The 19722-nt window shown below is 53.9% G+C and carries 12 protein-coding genes; 8 read left to right on the top strand and 4 right to left on the bottom strand.

Annotated elements, in window-relative coordinates; all coding sequences use genetic code 11:
* Positions 1 to 640 precede the first annotated feature (640 nt).
* Entirely contained in the window at positions 641 to 1921 is a 1281-nt protein-coding gene (locus DPA2511_RS09745; RefSeq protein WP_012765496.1) for a right-handed parallel beta-helix repeat-containing protein, read from the top strand.
* A 160-nt stretch (positions 1922 to 2081) separates the two neighbouring features.
* Here DPA2511_RS09745 and DPA2511_RS09740 read toward each other — a convergent pair whose 3' ends face one another.
* Entirely contained in the window at positions 2082 to 3437 is a 1356-nt protein-coding gene (locus DPA2511_RS09740) for a cellulase family glycosylhydrolase (protein WP_012765495.1), read from the bottom strand.
* A 604-nt stretch (positions 3438 to 4041) separates the two neighbouring features.
* On the opposite strand from DPA2511_RS09740, the gene DPA2511_RS09735 reads away from it, so the two are divergent.
* On the top strand, positions 4042 to 5910 hold the full coding sequence (locus tag DPA2511_RS09735; protein ID WP_012765494.1) for a potassium transporter Kup: 1869 nt from the start codon (positions 4042 to 4044) through the stop codon (positions 5908 to 5910).
* 358 nt (positions 5911 to 6268) lie between these two features.
* Positions 6269 to 7114, top strand: coding sequence for an alpha/beta hydrolase family protein (locus tag DPA2511_RS09730; RefSeq protein ID WP_012765493.1), 846 nt, complete (start codon positions 6269 to 6271; stop codon positions 7112 to 7114).
* 90 nt (positions 7115 to 7204) lie between these two features.
* Here the strand turns inward: DPA2511_RS09730 and DPA2511_RS09725 are convergent, their stop codons facing one another.
* On the bottom strand, positions 7205 to 8062 hold the full coding sequence (locus tag DPA2511_RS09725; protein WP_012765492.1) for an SDR family oxidoreductase: 858 nt from the start codon (positions 8060 to 8062) through the stop codon (positions 7205 to 7207).
* Positions 8063 to 8493: 431 nt separating this feature from the next.
* On the opposite strand from DPA2511_RS09725, the gene DPA2511_RS09720 reads away from it, so the two are divergent.
* The 5 genes from DPA2511_RS09720 to DPA2511_RS09700 all read left to right on the top strand — a co-directional run bounded on the left by DPA2511_RS09720 (position 8494) and on the right by DPA2511_RS09700 (position 18294).
* Positions 8494 to 9852 carry an SrfA family protein gene (locus DPA2511_RS09720; protein ID WP_012765491.1) on the top strand — a complete coding sequence of 453 codons (1359 nt, stop codon included), beginning with the start codon at positions 8494 to 8496 and terminating at the stop codon, positions 9850 to 9852.
* Between the two features lie 2 nt (positions 9853 to 9854).
* The gene (locus tag DPA2511_RS09715) at positions 9855 to 12842 is read left to right on the top strand and encodes a virulence factor SrfB (protein WP_012765490.1); all 2988 of its coding nucleotides are present in this window, start codon (positions 9855 to 9857) and stop codon (positions 12840 to 12842) included.
* Complete coding sequence (locus tag DPA2511_RS09710) at positions 12839 to 15337, top strand: putative virulence factor (RefSeq protein WP_012765489.1); 2499 nt, start codon at positions 12839 to 12841, stop codon at positions 15335 to 15337. The genes DPA2511_RS09715 and DPA2511_RS09710 overlap by 4 nt, the downstream gene beginning before the upstream one ends.
* Positions 15338 to 15972: 635 nt before the next feature.
* Positions 15973 to 16449: a hypothetical protein gene (locus tag DPA2511_RS21505; protein WP_012765488.1), complete on the top strand. Its 477-nt coding sequence runs from the start codon at positions 15973 to 15975 to the stop codon at positions 16447 to 16449.
* 285 nt (positions 16450 to 16734) lie between these two features.
* Complete coding sequence (locus DPA2511_RS09700) at positions 16735 to 18294, top strand: ferritin-like domain-containing protein (RefSeq protein ID WP_012765487.1); 1560 nt, start codon at positions 16735 to 16737, stop codon at positions 18292 to 18294.
* 72 nt (positions 18295 to 18366) lie between these two features.
* Here the strand turns inward: DPA2511_RS09700 and DPA2511_RS09695 are convergent, their stop codons facing one another.
* Positions 18367 to 19140 carry an inositol monophosphatase family protein gene (locus DPA2511_RS09695; RefSeq protein WP_226376643.1) on the bottom strand — a complete coding sequence of 258 codons (774 nt, stop codon included), beginning with the start codon at positions 19138 to 19140 and terminating at the stop codon, positions 18367 to 18369.
* 23 nt (positions 19141 to 19163) lie between these two features.
* The coding region (locus tag DPA2511_RS22795; RefSeq protein ID WP_035049638.1) for a glycerophosphodiester phosphodiesterase family protein at positions 19164 to 19722 on the bottom strand (559 nt) is incomplete at its 5' end.

Here is a 19722-nt window from a genome sequence, read left to right as displayed (position 1 = left end):
CGAATCGAGATCCACGACGGTGCCCACACATACCAATACCTCTCATCATATTTCTACCTCATTACATTAACGGTTCATGACTTCTGATGTAGTAGACGAATGAGCGATAACAATATTGCTGAAAAATCGAAAAAAATATTCAAAAATAAACACCCAACCTTACTCATTTCAAATAAAAATTAATATATTCAATATGATATGAGTATATATTATCAATGATCCGTGCAAACCTGACTGGATGCTCTGGCTTAAAGTGAGTGAAATATTTCGTCTGGAGAGAGAAAAATCACCAATAATAAATTGACTTATTATTATTTTTATATTTTTTCAATAAAATTGAAATTAAATTAATTTTTTAATGAAACATCGTTTTGTGACAATGCGGCATATATTCCTCATGGCGTTCATATAGAGTCGATTGACCTCAATATGCAGGATGCAGCGTGAGCAGAGCGCCCTCCGCTCACAACAATAACCGAAGGAATGGTTTCTCCTTTCCAACGTAATTCACAGCCACAGGCTGTTAGCCATACTTCTGCTATTTCAATCTTTAGCCGGTTCTTTTTGTCGGTAATGCAAGATGAAAGATGCATTTTGAGGAAGACGGGATATACGACTTTCTAACGTTATGAGGCAAGAAATGGAAAAACGACACCTTTTCGTCTCCACGGCTTTGGCTGCGCTCGCGCTTGTCAACAGCAATGTGGCATTTGCGGCGGATTGCAGTTCCGATACCAATAGCGGGATCGATGGAGCAAGCCGCGTTTATTACGTGTCGCCGACAGGTAGCAGCAGCAATAGCGGCAATAGTTTCAGCGCGCCGATGAGTTTCTCCGCCGCATTGTCGGCGGTTAATCCCGGCGAAATGATCTTATTGAAACCCGGCACCTACACTGTGACCTATACGGCAAGCAAGGCGAATACCATCAAGTTCAGTAAGTCCGGCAGTAGCGGTTCGCCGATTTATGTCGTCGCGGCTAACTGCGGCAAGGCCGTGTTTGACTTCTCCTTCCCGGCCGATCAATGGGTTCAGGCGTCCTATGGCTTCTATGTGACGGGAAACTACTGGTATTTCAAAGGGGTTGAAGTCACACGCGCCGGTTATCAAGGGGCTTATGTTACTGGCAGCCACAATACGTTTGAAAATACTGCGTTTCACCACAACCGCAATACCGGCCTTGAAATCAACAACGGTGGCTCTTACAACACAGTTCTCAACTCTGATGCCTACCGTAATTATGATCCCAAGAAAAACGGCAGCATGGCGGACGGTTTTGGCCCCAAACAGAAACAAGGGCCAGGCAACCGTTTCGTTGGTTGTCGTGCGTGGGAAAACTCGGATGACGGCTTCGATCTGTATGACACCACGGAAAAAGTGGTCATCGAAAACAGCTGGGCATTTCGTAATGGCATCGACTTCTGGAGTGACAGCTCGTTTGCCGGCAACGGCAACGGATTCAAACTGGGAGGAAACAAGGCGGCCGGAAACCATCGCATTACCAGGTCGGTCGCCTTCAGCAACGTCAGTAAAGGCTTCGACCAAAATAACAACACGGGTAGTGTAACCGTCGTCAACAACGTTTCGTACAAGAACGGCATCAACTATGGTTTCGGCAATGATGTTGCCTCCGGGCAGAAGCACTATTTCCGTAACAATGTCTCACTGTCTGGTTCAGTGACCGTTAGCAATGCTGATGCTAAATATAACTCCTGGGATACAGGGCCGGCTGCAACGTCGTCCGATTTCGCCAGCCTGGATACCACGCTGGCCACGGTCGCTCGCGACAGCGACGGTTCCTTGCAAGAAAATGCTTTATTTCGCCTGTCGGCCGACTCCAAGCTGATTAACGCAGGTACCAAGGTAGATGGAATCAGCTATCTGGGCAGCGCTCCAGACTTGGGGGCTTTTGAGAAGAACTGATCGCCGTTAATGAGCCGACTCAGAATAACAATGGTGTTGTTGGCGCATAATGTGTCAGGTTGATGTCTAAAAAACAACGGGGGAGGCGCCAGTATGGAACCACCCCCGCATTTCTCTGAGCAAACGGCAACAATAGCTGCCTGCGTTCTGGTTTCAGCAATTACCCACAAGTACCGACCAACGTCCAGGAACCGTCACTGCCCGGTACCGAGGCGGTGTACCAGTTAGCGCTGTACAGTGTCCCCTGGTAGACCATCTGTTCACCTGCATTGTTATGCGTATATTCACCGCCTGACCAATCCTTACTGACCCAATTGGGGTAAACGTTGACATTACTGCAACTGACCGTAGTTGCCGTTGTCGCCGTACTGTCGGCAGTTGTGGTTGTGGTCGAAGCCGAGGTTCCGGTATCGCTGGAACTTGTGCTGGCGCTCGCTGAACTGCATGAGCTGCTGGATGTCTCTGCATCCCCGGATGAAGAGCTCCCTGTTGCGGTACTGCTGGTACTGGTTCCGGTGTTATAAGGCCAGTTCTGAATAATTTCCTTCACCTTTTTGCCGGACTCGGTCAGGGTCAGCGAGTCGGGATAATATGTCGACGCCCCTTCATCTTTATCATTCAACGCCCAGTTGGCGTTGCTGATGTTGTTATCGCGCATAAATGTCACCCAGGTGTCGACCGAACTGGCGTTCACACCACCGTTACCATCTGCGTTGACCGCGCCCCACTCGGTGACAAACAGCGCAATGCCATTATTCAGCGCCTTCAGTGCTTTGTTCCGTAATGATTCGCCATGAGTTCCCGCATAAAAGTGCAATGTATAAGCGATATTGGTGCCGCTAATCGGGTTCAGCGAAGCCTCATCGACATCCTGCGACCAGGTCGGTGTCCCGACGATGATCAAATTGTCTGAGTCAATAGCACGAATAGCGGAAATAACGGCTTCCGCATAAGGCTTTATGGTATTCCCCCACGAAACTTGCAGCGGCTCATTATAAATTTCATAAATAATGTTGGGTTTATCGCCATATTTTTTCGCCATTTCCTGAAAGAAACTAATGGCTTCATTTTGATTATCTTCTGCATGATGCGAATGCCAGTCGATAATGACATACATATCGTTGGCAATTGCAGCATCGACTACTTTTTCTACTTTCGCCTTGTTGCCAGAAGGATCCTGCAAATAACCACCGCTTTCCTGAACGCCCATGGCTGCACGGACAATACTGGCGCCCCACTCGCTTTTCAGCCTGGCGACAGTTTCTGCGGTATAGAATTTCTCACCACCCCAACCGTTATTGCTCCAGAACAGACTGTTTCCTGCAAAACTCTTAACCTGCTCTCCCGCATAGATTTTATTCCCATTGACAGATAAAGGCTCGACGCTAGCCATCACTGTGCCGGAAAAACACGTCATCACTAAGCCGAAACAGACAGTGGCGAGGGAAAAATGTCTATGGGAAATAATTTTTTCACGACTGAGAAAAGTAGTTTTATTTAAATCAAGCAATGACATATATGAATCTCCGTTTCATATGAAGAGATATTGATTTCATATAAAGATAATTTAGAAATATAAGACATTCCATTCACCATAATTCATTATTGATATGGTTAATATTAAGCAAAATATTTTATAGTTGATAATTCCCATCAAATCCAGTTAGTTTTTAACATTCGGAATTATCATAGATGTGGCATGATATGTTTTATACTGCTTCCGTATTATCCACAGCCCCGGTAATCAATAATCCATGAGGGTTGTAGCACTCCTTTGAATTTTCTAACCGTCCAATAGAAGAAAAATGCCAAACTCGACTGTTTTCCCTGCATGAAGCAAAAGGCACGTTTTTACGTATCTCTCAGCACCTCAATCAAATGACATTGTCAGACTACAATCGTGCATCATGCCTAATAACTCCACGCTGGATCACATACTGACAACAATCTCATACTTTATACCGGCTACACTATGATCAGGTCGCCCCACTCACAGCAAGAAAATATTCAGCACCATGCTTAACGGGGAACTGACCAGAAAACAATCTTGTTCAACATAGTGCTGTTAGCAAAACAGTGTTCAATAACCTGTGTTCAACGACTCCACCAGGATGTGCATAATGACGACTCCACAGCAGAAAAAAGCGCCAGCTATATTGGCACTTTCCGCACTTGGCATCGTATTCGGGGATATTGGTACCAGCCCGCTTTATACTTTTAACAGCGTATTGAAACTGGCAGGCGGCACTAACCGTCCGGAAATTGTACTCGGTTTGCTCTCTTTGCTGTTTTGGACATTAGTCCTCGTGACATCGATAAAATACGCGCTGTTTGCCATGCGCATAGACAATAGAGGAGAAGGCGGCATTCTGGCACTCATGTCGCTGTTGGTGAAATTTCACTCCAAACGACAGCGATGGATCATTGCTGCTGGTCTGCTGGGTGCCGCTTTTATCTACGGTGATGGTGTTATCACGCCAGCCATTTCTGTACTTTCCGCGCTTGAAGGCCTGGAACTGGCGCTTCCCACCACAGCCGATTACATCCTGCCGCTGACGATGTTTATCCTGATTCTATTATTCTCCATTCAACCGTTGGGCACGGCCAGAATCAGCCGCTTCTTTGCACCAGTGATGATCGTGTGGTTTAGCGTACTCGCACTCCTGGGGATCAGGGGCATCATGATGAACCCCTATGTTCTGCTGGCGCTGAACCCTCTTTACGCACTGGAATTTTTCATTGCCGACGGGTTGACCAGCTTCTTGGTATTGGGGGGTGTATTCCTGTGCGTCACCGGTGCCGAAGCACTGTATGCCGATATGGGCCATTTCGGCCGCAAACCGATCTGGATTGCCTGGTATACCATCGCACTTCCCAGCCTGGTGCTGAATTACGCCGGCCAAGCGGCGTTAATCCTCTCCGGCGCCGACGTTAGCAACAATATTTTCTACCGCTTGTGTCCACCCTCGCTGCAAATGCCGCTGGTTATTCTGTCGACACTGGCCACGATTATAGCCAGCCAGGCTATTATCACGGGCGCATTCTCCATGACCCGGCAGGCTATCCAACTGGGCTGGCTACCCAGAATGAAAATCAAGCAAACTACGGAAGACAGTTTTGGTCAGATTTACATCGGTACCATCAACTGGTTGTTGATGGTGGTGACACTAACGCTGGTCATGTTTTTCCAATCGTCGGAACGGCTGGCGGCGGCTTACGGCATCGCGGTTTCTCTGACCATGTTGATGACCTCGTTCTTGCTGTACTCCGCAATGCGCCAGATTTGGCGTTGGAACCGGGTGACAAGTCTGTCAGTAGCCGGAATATTCATCCTGATTGATACCAGTTTTACCGTCGCCAACACCATCAAAATTATTGAAGGCGGTTATGTTCCACTGTTGCTGGCGATGCTGATTTTCGCGGTAATGTTCGTATGGCGTCAGGGCGTTAATCGCGTTGCCCGCACGGTCGCCGAAAAGAATCTCTCTGTTGAGGATTTCCTCTCTTCAATTGAAGACAACGGCATCGCTCGTGTTCCTGGCGTTGGCGTATTCCTGACGCGAACTCAGGGTGTTGCACCACCCGTCATGCGCTGGCATGTCAAACGCAATCAGTCGCTGCATGACAAAATCATTGCCTTGACTATTCAGGTTCTGGATGTTCCCCGTGTCAGCGCCGAACATAAACTGGATCTAACTGAAAAGTATCCTGGATTCTGGCAAGGGGTGGCCTACTACGGTTTTATGGAAAAACCCAATGTGCCGGAGTTGTTGAAAAACACATCACCGCTGGAACGTTGCCCGGATCATGAGTCGGTGACTTACTACATCGGTCACGAGTCGATCGTAGCGAAAGAAAGCCGCGACGCGCTGCCCCGCTGGCAATCACACACATTTGCCTGGATGGTGCGCAATTGTTTACATATTACTGAGCACTATCAATTACCGGGCAATCAGGTCATTGAGATAGGCCGACGTATCGCCATTTGATTCCTGCCGCCAGCCAGGGACGGTTGTAGCGGCCATCTATATTCAGTGTACCAAGATGCCCACCTGAAGAATCCCGGCAGATGATCGACCAGATGTTCAGACAGGCGTTTGGGTATATCCTCATTAGTATGTTGTAACTAATTTATTATGCATTTCATTATTCATAAATTCCGCGATGACCCATCGCCGCTCCTGCTCGCTAACGAATCCGCATGAACCACTGGCAGAACGATAGCGCTGAATAGACGGATAAAACACCGTTCAGGCATAGTAGTCGAATTCCCATGCAATCGAGCCCTGCCCGGCGAGCCGTTCGCCGTAAAAAACTGGTGCAGATCAAACATTCAGAGCAAACAGAATGGCTGGAAAATCATTACCATCGCGTTACGGCCGAGGGATCTTGCTGTACGTCGCCGTTATGTTACAGACAGCATGCAGTTCTCCGCGCCAATCCGCCGACGAACTAGCGGCATCCGGTGGGCTCACGCCTCAAACGATAGTTGGTGGCACCTTTACACTGGCAGCGTACACACGTCTACAACAACCGCAGGGAACGATTACGTTTTACATTGAAGGCGATGGTTTTGCCTGGATTAATAAAACAGCCCCCTCTCCCGACCCAACGCCCCGACAGGCGCTCGGCCTGGCTCTGGCCGCAAAAGACGATAGCGCCAACGTAGTCTATCTCGCTCGGCCCTGTCAGTTTATTCCCCTGAATAAAAACCCCGTCTGCAACGTCTCCTACTGGACAGACAAACGCTTTGCGGAAGAAATCATCGATAGTATGAATCAGGCAATCAGCAACTATGTCCAGCAAATGTCCGCGCCCGGTATCAATATGGTCGGTTACTCCGGCGGTGGAAATGTTGCAGCCCTGATCGCCGCCCGTCGTACTGACGTGCGTTCGCTACGAACAGTGGCAGGCAATCTGGATCATTACGCCGTCAATCAATACCATCAGGTATCGGCCATGCCGGAATCTGAAAACGCCGTAGATATCGCCCAACATATCGCTTCCATCCCCCAGATCCATTTCAGCGGCAGCGAAGATTCAATCGTGCCAACCTGGATAGCTCGCCGATTCGTCAGTCTTGAAGGTGGCAACTGTAGCCAGGTGCACATGGTAGAAGGAATGGAGCATACCAGTGCCTGGAATGAAATCTGGCCGACATTACTCGCCATCCCCTTGCCGTGTGCGCCCTGATGACTTCCATAGGGAATGCAGCCAATGAAGTGTAACTGCCGGGGGAAACCGAGACCGAACAGGCTCCATCCGTGGAAGCCTGAAGAGCCGTTAGAGCACGGCCAATGTCTTGCTGATCGTCTGCACGTAGGGTGTGGTCGGGCGGCCGAGTAAAGTGCGGAGCACATTTTGATCGTCAAACAGAGCGCCTTTTTCCGCGCCGGCGTCAGAGTCCGCAATCAGATCGGCAAAGGCCACAGGCAGGCCAGTCTGCTGTAGCGCATTGGAAAATTCAGACGGGGAAAGGTTTACGTACTGCAGCGGTTTGCCGCTTTGTCTGGCGATTTCCGACGTGAATGCCGCCAGTGTGTAACTGTTATCTCCGGCTAATTCGTAGACCTTTCCTGCCTGACCATCCAGTTGCAGCACGATGGAAGCGGCATCGGCATAATCCTGACGCGACGCCGACGCAATTCGGCCCTCGCCGGCCGCACCGATAAACGCGCCATGCGCCAACGCAGGCGCAATGCTGGCGGCATAGTTTTCGGTATACCAGCCATTACGCAGCAAAACATAAGGAATACCGGATACTTTCAGCGCGTCTTCCGTTGCCAGGTGTTCCGCTGCCAGCCCCAGCGGCGAACGATCCGCGTGTAGCAAGCTGGTATACACAATCAACTTAACGCCTGCTTTTTTCGCGGCGGCAATCACCGCCTTATGTTGCTCTTCCCGTTTTCCAACCTCACTCGAGGAGATCAACAGTAACTTTTCTACCCCCGCAAACGCAGTTTCGAGCGTAGCCGGTACATCATAGTCGGCACGTCGAACCACAACCCCCTGCGCTGCCAGATCTGAGGCTTTGCCGGGGTCACGCACTGCAGCAACAATCTGATCTTCCGATACCGTTTTCACCAGCGCATCAATGACCAGACGGCCTAATTGGCCTGTCGCCCCTGTAATCGCAATCATCGCGAACTCCTTAGTGAGAAAAACGAACGGTGTCTGTCTTATTTTCCTATAACGCCCAATCAGACAGACCATCGCGCACAGCTTATGTCCATCGCTAACTTTTAGTAAGTACCCACCTGCATGTTAGTATGGAAAAACCGATAGTTCCCGTGCAACACCACAGTTTTTTACGAATTGCCGATCCCGCTCACATCCGTAAAACAGAACTCGCTGCTAATTGCATCAACTCAAGTAACCGCTTCCATTATGCGTGTCCGGCTATTCCTGTCACGCCATACTTATGCGATATTGCTCCGTCAGTACGCTGATGACGCAAATATTTGTCATATTTGTCACTTCTTCATGGGTTTGATTCGTTATCATCAGAATTACAATCGCAGACTACACATGACTTTCTGCCTTGGTTGTCTATAACAAAGGGTCTCTTTGGCGTGGCAAAACTATTTTTACGCAGTGGCAATTTAGACGATTTTCTTGCGTTGGGAGAAAACGGTCAGCCGGTATACCTCTCGGCGCTCCAGTTACGGGAAACGCTGCGTCTTCGCAAGCAGCAGTCAATCGCTGACTGCCTGGCCATTCCCCAATCCAACGAGGATGGCGATCGTATCGACTGGTATTCCCCCTTCAACGGTAAAATCACATCCTGGATGGCGGCAAGCGACGAACAACGCGAACAGGCGCTGGCGCTGCTGGAGCAGTACCAGAACACCGTTGCCGACATCAGCGAGAACGCGCAACGCTCGGAAAAGTCGGCCCAGAAACTGTTCGGCGTGTTATTGGCAAAGGCGTTCCAGTTTCCTGGCGCCAACCACGTCTATCTGGTGGACGATAAACCGGTCATCACTTTTTGGGGCTTCGTCAACCTCGGCAAGAAATCCCGCGCCGATGCGCTGGAATGCCTAAGGCCGGTGGAACCAGAGCCGATTGAGCCGCAGGAAGAACCGATACCCGAGCCGCAGGAAAAAATCGAACCAACCCTTACACCGGCTGAACTGCCGACGGAAGAGCCGGCGCTCGAACCGGAGCCGGTCTTCACCCTTCCCGACACCGTCGCAGAACCGGTGCCGGCTGCGCTGACGAAACGCCGGGTCTGGACCAGTATCTGGTGGTTGGTGCCGTGCACGGCGTTACTGGCGACGCTGGTATTCCAGATCCGCGGCTGCGTTTCCCCGTCGGCGCCGGAACACCCTCCCGCTACGGCGACCGGCGCCAAACCGGAAAAACGGGTACTGGAAACCCCGACGCCGGCGGACAAGTCCACCGAACCGCTTCCGTTGCCGACGCTACCGCTGGAGAAATCGTCGCTCGCGCCGGCACCCGCCCTCGTTCCCGCAATACCGGAGAAAACGGCGGAAGAGAAAGCCGCCGAGGCGGCGGCGCATGCAGATATGGGCCCCGCCCCCAAAGGCGCGCTGCTGATGCCACTTGAGTCCGTAAAAATGGGGTCAATCCGTTTCCTCGACGGCAGCTGGCAAGCGGCGGTGAACGTCAAAAATCCGCTGACCGGCAGACCGCCGGTGTTGAAATATCAGATTCGAGACGGCAAAGGCCGGGTCAGATTCACTTATGGCGAGGGGATAACCTGTCAGGCTGAGGTCGAAGCCGGCTTGCACCAGTCCGGAAATCTGGTGATCAATAGCCGCTATCGCGCCCGTTGCAGCAATGGTTCCCGTTATCCGATGCCGGAAATCATCTGTGTCAGACAGGATGCCAGCGATATCGCCGAATGTAAGGGGCGCTACGATGCCGACACTGTCCTACCGATGACGATCAAGCGTGAGAGCAAATAACCATGCTGGCAACAATTATTGATTATAAACAACAGATTACGCTGATTCAGAACAGTGGTATCCAGTTCATTGACTTTGCCCTGAAGCTGACGACACAGGCGGACTTCGCCAACCGGTTTGTCCGTAAAAGCGCCAATGGCCCGCTGCTGCGGTTAATTTTCAACGAAAACAACGGGCGCTATGTGCTGCCGGGCGACGCGCAAGTGTTGCCGGAAGCCGTCAACCCGGAATCAAGCTTTACACTTGAGCAATCGCTGCGGTTAATGAATCACGTCTGGTTGCCGCTGCCGTTTTTCCGTTTCAACCCGCCGCGTACTTTTATGGAAGGCCCCAACAACTGGGCCAGGTTTCAGGTGTTGACGCTGGACGAACCGGATGACGACGGCAACACGCATCGCATCTGTCTGGCGTTCGATACTCGCGTTTACCCGGAAAACGACAACGACGAATCGCTGGTTCCGACGGAAAATGATATTCACGCCGGGCGCCTGTTCACCCTGGCTTATCACAGCGACGAACTGTTCGACTTCCTCGACCAGACTTGGGTCGACGGCTGGTTGCGCGAAATTTTTTCCCAGCAGGCCATGCAGGTGGAACACCGCAAACCGCGGGATGTCCGCCAGAATCTGCGGGAGTTCGAATATCAGGCCCACTACCTCAATCTTCTGGATGTGCTGGGTACCTTGCTGAACCTGCCGGAGATTCGTCTCACCAGCGGCACATTGCAAGAGCCCGCCATCAACGTTGATCTGATCCTCGACGTCGGAAACTCTCATACGGCCGGCATTCTGGTTGAAGATCACGCCGATGAAAGCAATGGGCTCAAACAAACCTACGAGTTGCAGATCCGCGATCTCGGTGAACCGCACCATCTCTACAACGAACTGTTCGACAGTCGCGTGGAGTTCGCTCAGGCCAACTTCGGCAAACAGAATTTTTCTTTTGAAAGCGGCCGCGACGATGCCTTCGTCTGGCCTTCGATTACCCGAGTGGGGCGCGAGGCCAGCCGCCTGGCGCTGACGCGCCAGGGTACCGAAGGTTCCAGCGGCATTTCCAGCCCGCGCCGTTATCTGTGGGACGAAGAACCTTATGCGCCGGGCTGGCGGTTCAGCCAGAGCGTCGGCCAACGCCAGCAGGAGCCGCTGGCGACCGCCATGCCGCTGACCATGCTGGTGAACGACGAGGGGCAACCGCTGTTCAGCCTGCCGACAGACGACCGGCTGCCGGTGTTCAGCCCGCACTATAGCCGCAGTTCAGTCATGACCTTCATGCTCTCCGAACTGTTGGCCCAGGCATTGATGCAGATGAACAGCCCGGCGCAGCGTCTGAAGATGATCCACACCAATGCGCCACGTCAGTTGCGCAATATTATTCTGACGCTGCCCTCCGCCATGCCGAAACCGGAGCGGGAAATCTTCCGCCGCCGCATGTACGAAGCGATCGGCCTGGTCTGGAAAGCCATGGGATGGCACCCCGCCGACGACGATTTCCTCACCGAAGATGACCGACATCTAAGCCGCGTTCCTGTGCCGCAGGTGCAGATGGAATGGGACGAAGCCACCTGCGGCCAGATGGTGTATCTCTACAACGAGGCGCAGGTCAATTTCGGCGGTCGCGCCGAAGCCTTCTTCGCCAGTATGGCCCGGCCGGATAAAGAGTTGGCGGAAGACGAACAACCCGGCAAAACGCTGCGTATCGCCTCCATCGATATCGGCGGCGGCACTACCGATCTCGCGATTACACAATACTGGCTGGACGACGGCGTCGGCAGCAATGTCAAAATCATTCCCCGCCTGCTATTCCGCGAAGGTTTCAAGGTTGCCGGCGACGACATCCTGCTGGATGTGATTCAACTGTATGTTCTGCCTGCGTTGCAGGCCGCGCTGAAGAAGGCCGGGCTTAACACGCCGGATAGCCTGATGACCCGGTTGTTCGGCAGCGAAGGGCGCATGGACGGCCAGTTGACGCTGCGCCAGCAGGTCACGCTGCAGATCTTCATCCCGATCGCGCAGGCGATACTGGAAGCATACGAACGGTTTGATCCGCTTGATCTGAATGCGGAAATCGACACCACGTTCGGTGAGCTGCTGTCCCAGCGCCCAACCCGTAAAGTGCTGGAATATGTGAATAACGAAGCACAACGGGAATTGCCGGACGCCGAAACGGCGTTCGATATCCTGCAGGTGCCGCTGATCCTGCGGCTGAGCAAGCTGCATGGCGAATTCCTGTCCAACCGGATGAATATCACCCAGCACCTGCGCCTGATGTCCGAAGTCGTTTCGCTCTATGCTTGCGACGTCCTGCTGCTGACCGGTCGCCCGTCCCGCTTCCCGGGTATTCAGGCGTTGTTCCGTCATCTGCAACCGCTGCCGATCAATCGCATGATGTCGCTGGATGGCTACCACACCAGCGACTGGTACCCCTTCAACAAACGTGGACGCATCGAAAATCCGAAGTCCACCGCTGCGGTCGGCGCGATGCTGTGCCTGCTGGCGCTCGATTTGCGCCTGCCCGGTTTTTACTTCAAGGCCGGGGATTTCCAACCCTACTCCACCGTGCGTTATCTGGGGATGCTGGACAGCAGCAACGTATTGACTACCGACAACGTGTACTACAACGATATTGATCTGGATGACGCCGCGTTCACGCTGGACAAGCAACCGGGCTTCGAAATGCGCGGTTCGCTGTGTCTCGGATTCCGTCAATTGGACAACGAACGTTGGCCCGCCTCGCCGCTTTACACACTCTCGATTGTTGATCCCGAACTGGCGCGCAAGGTGGCGGGCGACAGCGTGCTGCATGTGCGTTTGAAAGTCGTACATGGCGAAGAGCACCAGACGCCGGAGCGTTTTGATATCGCCGAAGCCGTGGTCGGCGATCGCTACCCCGTCGCCCCCCACCAGCTACGGCTGAAACTCAACACGCTGGCCAGTACCGGCTCCGGCATTACGCATTACTGGATCGACAGCGGGAGCGTATTCAAGAAATGAAAGCCCTAACGCCCAAACAGCTATCGAGCCGCCTCAGCCGGCAATTGCAATCCGTCGCCGACGGCGTGGATCAGGCCATCGCCTGGGTAGAAGAAACCCGGCGCAATGTGCCCCGTCTGGATATGGAGGCCGATCGCCTGATCGTGAAGCTGCGGCGCTGTCGCAATAAAACCCACGGCCTTGCCGACGCCTCGCTGAAAGAGATCGCCATGGGGCTGTTCGGCCTGGCGCAGGCCGGGAAATCCTACCTGATGGCGTCGCTGGCGGCCGGCGAAAACAGCCGGCTGGAAACCTCGATCGGCGGGCTGACGCTGGATTATCAGAAAAACATCAATCCGTACAATCAGCAGGCCGCGTTTGTTACCCGTTTCACCCGCCAGGTAGAGGGCAAAAATACGCCCAACCCGGTGCAGTTGCTGTTACTGAACGAAGCGGATATCGCCCGCATTCTGGTGCACGCCTACCTGCATGATTTCGCAAAAAACGATCGTCAGGATTGGGATGAACAGCATATCGCGGAGCATCTGAAGACGTTCTCACTGCATCGACAACAGGAGCAGGTTCCTGGTCTCAACAGCGATGACGTCGTTGCACTGTGGGATTATCTGCTACGCCATGACGCCAAACGGCAGAAACCGTTGGAAAGCAAATTTTGGCCGTTGGCGGTGGAGCTGGCGCCTCATCTCAGCATTGATGATCGCGCCAGTCTGTTTTCGGTCTTGTGGGGTGAGCGGGCCGATATTACCGCCGCTTATCGCCAGTTCGCCCATTCACTGGAACAGCTTTCCGGCGCACGCAAAGTATTGGCGCCCATCAGCATCCTGGTGGATGAAACCCTGCTGCCGGACAACGGCATCTTCAACGCCAGCCAGCTCGACCGGCTCAACACGCCTTCCGACCCCGGCGTGCAGGTTCGCCCAATGGTCAACGGTCGCGCCGCCAAAAGTACCGAATTGTCGTTGGCTGAACTCACCATGCTGATCGCCGAATTGCAAATCCCATTGATGGCGCCACCCCGTGAGTCATTGTTTGAACAGGTCGATCTGCTGGATTTCCCCGGTTTCAGCCAGCAAGACGATGAACAGGAACATGACGAGGACAATCCGGAACAGATCCTGCGCGCCCGGCCGCACCCGTTGGCGCGTATTCTGCTGCGGGCCAAGCGCGCTTATCTGCTGGAGCGTTATACCGATAATCAGGAAATGAACCTGCTGATGGTCTGTACCGCCGCCGCCTGCAAGGCGGACGTCAGGATCGTGGGCAAAGCGCTGGATTACTGGGTTCGTCACACACAGGGAGAGAATCCGCAGATTCGTAGCCATCGGAAACCGGGGCTGATTTGGTCGGTGACTCGCTTCGATCGGCGCTTTACGCACGGGCAGAACAATGACGAAGCCGTCCAGCGTTACGTCGGCAATCCCGGCGATACCTGGGGCACCATGCTGGCGATGGACAAACGCGGCGTCAACCGCATGGCGGCCTGGCTCGATGCCGAAGTGCGACGTGAGGTGAAACTCGGGCGGATCAGCGAGCAGTTGGGCGAATTGCAACGCGAACTCTCGGACAACCTGCTCGGCAGTTGGTACCAGCCGACCGGCTCCGATGACCCGGCGCGCAAACAACAGATCGCGGAAACCATGTTGCGGGCCTTGCAAACACGCACCGGCGTACACGGCGAACTGCTGGAGCGCATGCTGCCTTCACGCGATGAACTCCGTCGGCTGTACTTGCAACAGGAACCGCCGCAGCACAACTTCGTCGCTTATCAGGAAACACCGGATGCCGCCGCGCCGCCAGCTAATTTCGAGCCGTTCGGCGTCGGTCTGGATATCGACCTGTTCGGCGATGAAGCCGGTCAGGATGATGACGCGCCGCGTCCGCAGCTGCCGGCACCGACCGAAGAGGAGATTGCCGAAAGCCGCAGTTACGAAGCGGAATTCGCCCGCAACCTCTACCGTTACTGGATTACCCACCTGCGTAATCTGCCGGAAAACCCTGCGATGATTGAGTTGCTGGGCATCACGCGCCCGACTATCGAAATGTTGGTGGAAGAGTTAATTACCGCCAGTATCCGGCTGCGTATCGAGGATAACCTGCAAGGCATGCTGGCGGACTCCGAGCAACTGGGCGTCAATCGGGAAAACAAGGCCGATCGTCAGGTTTCTCGCGCGTTGACCGTACTGGGCGATTTTGTCGCCTGGCTGGGGTTTCAACAGGTGCCGGAAGCCAATCGACCGGACAGCCGCGTCAACAAGGGGCACAAAATCTTCGCCAAACCGGAGAAACCAGCCGGCAGTTTCGGCACCTCGCGCCGCCTGACCAAACTGTCCGTGACGCCAACCAACAATACCGCGTACTACATTTACGACTGGCTGATCGGCCTTAACGAGATGATTATCCAGAACGCCGGTTACTCCGCGGGTCGCGAAATCAAACCCAAGCAACGTGAAAAGCTGGGGAACATCCTGACGCAAATCAAACCGGCCGACGCATAACCTCCGCAACGCCCTCCCCGCATCAGGCTGCTGATGCGGGGTATCCACAGCCTGCTGATGCCCCCTCCGGCTACATGTTAAAAACCGGTCGCTCATCATTAATACCGCGGTTTTTAACCAGAGAGATCGCATCTCAGTCATGATTTTTTCGCTGATTCACTCAGGTATCAGGAGTTAGCGCCCGGATACCGCCCGTTTAGTTCAACAAGGCGACGGGCATCGCAAGCGCCTTGCGCTGCTTTTCAGTCAGGTAATCATAGCGGTCATAGTGTTTCGAACTGACATCGTTAACAGCCTGATTCTGAATGACTCATCATCAAAACAGCATGATTTTATAACCACCAAACTTGCGAAAGTGCTTTCGGCAAACCATAGTTGATTTTGCTATCTGATTATAAGTTGATAGCGTTTTTGGTTATTTGGTTGTTCTTTTTCGCCCGGTTTATACCCACCCCTATGGGTGGGTACACTCAACAGTCGCTACGGCTTCATGTTCCGGCTGAGTTCCGTGGGTTTTCAGGATGAAAACCGCCACACAGCAAGGAGACGACCACATCAGGTCATATGCGGGTCGACACGGGTCTTCTCCCGTCGGATACGCAATATCGCCGCGGTCTTGTTCCAGGTGCAGCATCATGCATAACGACACAGCCCCCGAAAGAACATCGTCGACAGGTAATTCACCGTTATCCGATAACGGCTATCACGGTTTCCTGGTGCTATCCGCCCTGCTTACCGGTTTCAGCGAACGGGAACTCGCCGAGAGCAAGCTTGGGCCTGATTACTTCGACGAGCTACAACGTCAAGCGCCCCGCGCCTTGACAACATTGCTCAATGCTTATGCTCAACAGGCCAATCATCCGTCTCACTGCCTGGCCTGGCTGGAAAAACGCATTCTCCCCTCGGCCTCGTTGGGGCCGCTGGCACAGGGCATCATCCGTCTTTGGTTTACCGGGCAATGGTTTCCATTGCAAACCCGTGAAGTAATCCATCCGATTTATCACGGCGACGCCGCCGACCGGGATGAGCTGATCTGGCAGGCTATTCATGCGCACTTGCCGCCATCCCGCGCCACATCCGGCATCAGTAACGAAGCGTCCACCGATGAATAGCGCTCGCAGGAACGAACGCCGGTTCGACAACCACATGGTTGAACACTTAAGAATCGCTATCTGGTGGGGCGGAAAACAGGGTAAGGCAGGCCACCGCACCGCCGTCGGTCGTCACAAGCCGCGCGCGCTATCCTGGCGGACGTAAACGGAATGTGCCCCAGTACACGTTAAACGGTAAAAATACGCTACAAAAGATGATGATATTCGGGTTTCATGCTAGGAATAAATGTATAAGACTGATTGCACTCTTCGGCATTGCAAGACCGACCAAAACGGATCGTTACCATGAACTTAAATGACCAAAACACACAGCAAGATCTGGAAACATTCTTCAGGGAAAACGGCTATGTCAAACTAAACAGCCATAAGGATCTAGCGCACGAGTTGGAGGACATCAGAGTTCTGTTGCAGCAGGCCATGGCGCTGGAACATGCCCTCATCCCCCCTTATCTAACCATGCTTTATACGCTGGATGACGACATGGATCCGCGCGTTTCTGAAGTGATTCACTCCGTCGTTATCGAAGAAATGCTCCATTTTGTCCTCGCAGGCAACCTGCTCAACGCCATCGGCGGCACGCCCGCCGTGAATGATCCTCATTTTCTGCCCGACTATCCGGCAACACTGCCTTTCGGTATCGACGATCTGGAAATTCAACTGCATCCCTTCTCACAACTCGCCGTCCATCAGGCCATGCAGGTTGAACATCCCAAATATGTCCGCCCGGAAGTGATCACCAGCCATGTCTGCACCGACATGTCTATCGGCGAATACTATGTTTATATCGAATCCCGGTTGCGTGCCGCCGTGGAAAGCTTCGGGGAAAAAGCCGTGTTTTGCGGCGATCCGGAGCGCCAGTTAACAACCGAGCAATTTTGCAACGGCTCATACGGCGAACTGGTGCAAGTTATCGATCTGGACAGCGCGATCAAAGCGCTGCGCACCATTTGCGATCAAGGGGAAGGTTCGCCACACAATATCTGGCGTGGTTCAGATAACGATGTCGCGCATTACTACCGGTTCAACGAAATCTATTGCGAGCGCCTCTACACCGCCGGCGATACTATCGCCAGCGGCCCGACCGGCGATGCGCTCCACATTCCCTGGGATAAAGCGGTAAAAACCCACAGTGGCTCCAAAGTGAGTGACTATCCCGAAAGTGAGCTGCGCAAAGCCGTCGTCCGCTTTAACCGTCGTTACAGCGAACTGTTGGAAAACTTGCAACTGGCGCTGTCCGGCCGTCCGTTGAAACTGACCCCCGCCATCATGTCCATGGCGTCGATGCGCGATGATTTCCGCGCGATTGTCGCCCATCCATTCCCCGGCGACAGCGAATACCACGCCGCGCCGACCTTTGAATACACACCGCCGCCGCCGCCGCGTTTTCAGGCCAAAAGCCAGGCGGTGGTGTTCGCCAATAATCAGGCTACGCTGGAACGTCTCAGTCAGGCCTATGCCGCCGGTGATCTGCCGATGGCGCTAACCTGTCTGAGCGAGCAGTTGGTCTGGGATATGACCGGCCCGGTAGACGTGCCCTATACCGGGGTGTTCTACGGCCACGAAGGCTTCTCCCGTTTCTGGTCATTAATGGGCCAGACGGTGGAGTTCAGCAGCGAAGTGGTGGAAAAAATCTTCTTCAGCGAAAACCAGGCCATGTCCTACGGCAGCCAGCAGGGCATCACCCGAACGACACGCCTGCCTTACAGTTACGACTGGGCTATCCGTTATGAATTCACGGACGATCATCGCATCCGGCTGATGCGCAACTACTTCAACCCAATGAAGATTCAGGCCGCACTGGCAGGATCGCCACAAAAACCCCGCTCCTTTATCAACAAAGAATGACCATCAGGCTCCATATCCGCTACGGGTATGGAGCCTTTGCTGTCCCTGCCCGGCCTCTCTCCCCGAAAAGATCTACTGCCTGAGCCTGAAAAACGGTTCCACGATGGACTGAACAGCAGGAATAGCGGCCGCGATATGCATCTGCCCCTGCCGGTTGTCGCCGTGATAGCGCACGGCCAGCCCGGCCTCGGCGCAAATCACCGCGCCGGCGGCGATATCCCATACGCTGGTATAGCGTTCGATATACCCATCAGTATACCCCAGTGCTGCAAAACCCAGCCCAACCGTCGCACAACGGTACTTCGCCACGGGCCAGCCTTCATCACGCAGGCTCCCATCCACTATCGCGATTTCCGATGCCGCCCAACACTGACTCTCCCCCAGCCCGACCAGCCGAACCTCCGGAAACAGCACCTGCCGTCGGTATGGCAGACCATTACACCAGGCGCCGCAACCCAGCGCCGCTGACACCGTGAGGTTCAACATCGGCAACGCGATCGTCCCGACCATCGCTAACCCATTTTCCACATACCCCAGCGAAATCCCCCACAGCGGCAGTCCGCGTAAAAAGTTGGTCGTACCGTCAATCGGGTCGATTGCCCAAAAGGTATCGCCGACCTCGCCGCCCATTTCTTCTCCCAGAATAGCGTCTTGCGGGAAAGCCTGTTGCAGGCGTTCCCGAATGAGCCGCTCAACCTGACGATCAGCGTCAGAGGCAAAATCGTTGGCGGATTTTTCGTCGATCGTCATGCGACTCCGTTCGGCAAACAATCGCTTTGCCAGACTGGCGGCGTCATCCACGATCTTATTGGCGTTTTCGAAACGTACTTGAAGTTCGGACATCATGACCTCCATTGACATCGGCAGACTCAGAAAGCCCGATCCAGGAGATCGGGAATGTCAGACAGGATGGTCTGTGCCCCCTGACTCAACAACCGTTTGGCTTGTGCCGCATCATTGATGATGGCGACGGCATACTCGACACCGCTCTGCGCCAAACGCTGCTGCGCTTCATCATCCAGCAGATCCGCCAAACAATGCAGAATCTGACAGTGCGTTTCCTGCAACAATCGCCACGGATCCTGCGGCGGCACCACCACCGCAAACGCACGCGGTACGTCCGGCATTAACCGCGCCGACGCCTGAATGGCGCGCACGGAGAAACTGGACAAAAACAGCCGCTCGCGATTCGCCGGCCACATCTGCTTCAGCACCGCAATCGCCGTTTCGGCAGTTTCCACATCGTCGCCGGCGGTGGGCTTCAGTTCTAACTGCAAGCCGATGTCCAACGCCAGTACGCACTCGATCAACTCCTCCAACGTCGGCACCCTGACACCGGCGAATTCTGCGCCGAACCCGGCGCGCGCCTCCAGCCGACGGATTTCCGCCAGCGTCAGCCCCGCCACCAACCCACGGCCGTTGGTGGTG

The organism is Musicola paradisiaca NCPPB 2511 (genome assembly GCF_000400505.1).
Classification (GTDB): domain Bacteria; phylum Pseudomonadota; class Gammaproteobacteria; order Enterobacterales; family Enterobacteriaceae; genus Musicola; species Musicola paradisiaca.
The sequence above is the reverse complement of the archived record's forward strand: the minus strand, read 5'-3'. Positions and strand labels throughout refer to the sequence as shown.

What these genes read in the sequence shown, in the direction of transcription:
- DPA2511_RS09745 (WP_012765496.1), top strand. Translation starts at nt 641, where the DNA reads ATGGAAAAACGACACCTTTTCGTCTCCACGGCTTTGGCTGCGCTCGCG.
- DPA2511_RS09740 (WP_012765495.1), bottom strand. Translation starts at nt 3,437, where the DNA reads ATGTCATTGCTTGATTTAAATAAAACTACTTTTCTCAGTCGTGAAAAA.
- DPA2511_RS09735 (WP_012765494.1), top strand. Translation starts at nt 4,042, where the DNA reads ATGACGACTCCACAGCAGAAAAAAGCGCCAGCTATATTGGCACTTTCC.
- DPA2511_RS09730 (WP_012765493.1), top strand. Translation starts at nt 6,269, where the DNA reads ATGGCTGGAAAATCATTACCATCGCGTTACGGCCGAGGGATCTTGCTG.
- DPA2511_RS09725 (WP_012765492.1), bottom strand. Translation starts at nt 8,062, where the DNA reads ATGATTGCGATTACAGGGGCGACAGGCCAATTAGGCCGTCTGGTCATT.
- DPA2511_RS09715 (WP_012765490.1), top strand. Translation starts at nt 9,855, where the DNA reads ATGCTGGCAACAATTATTGATTATAAACAACAGATTACGCTGATTCAG.
- DPA2511_RS09710 (WP_012765489.1), top strand. Translation starts at nt 12,839, where the DNA reads ATGAAAGCCCTAACGCCCAAACAGCTATCGAGCCGCCTCAGCCGGCAA.
- DPA2511_RS21505 (WP_012765488.1), top strand. Translation starts at nt 15,973, where the DNA reads ATGCATAACGACACAGCCCCCGAAAGAACATCGTCGACAGGTAATTCA.
- DPA2511_RS09700 (WP_012765487.1), top strand. Translation starts at nt 16,735, where the DNA reads ATGAACTTAAATGACCAAAACACACAGCAAGATCTGGAAACATTCTTC.
- DPA2511_RS09695 (WP_226376643.1), bottom strand. Translation starts at nt 19,140, where the DNA reads ATGATGTCCGAACTTCAAGTACGTTTCGAAAACGCCAATAAGATCGTG.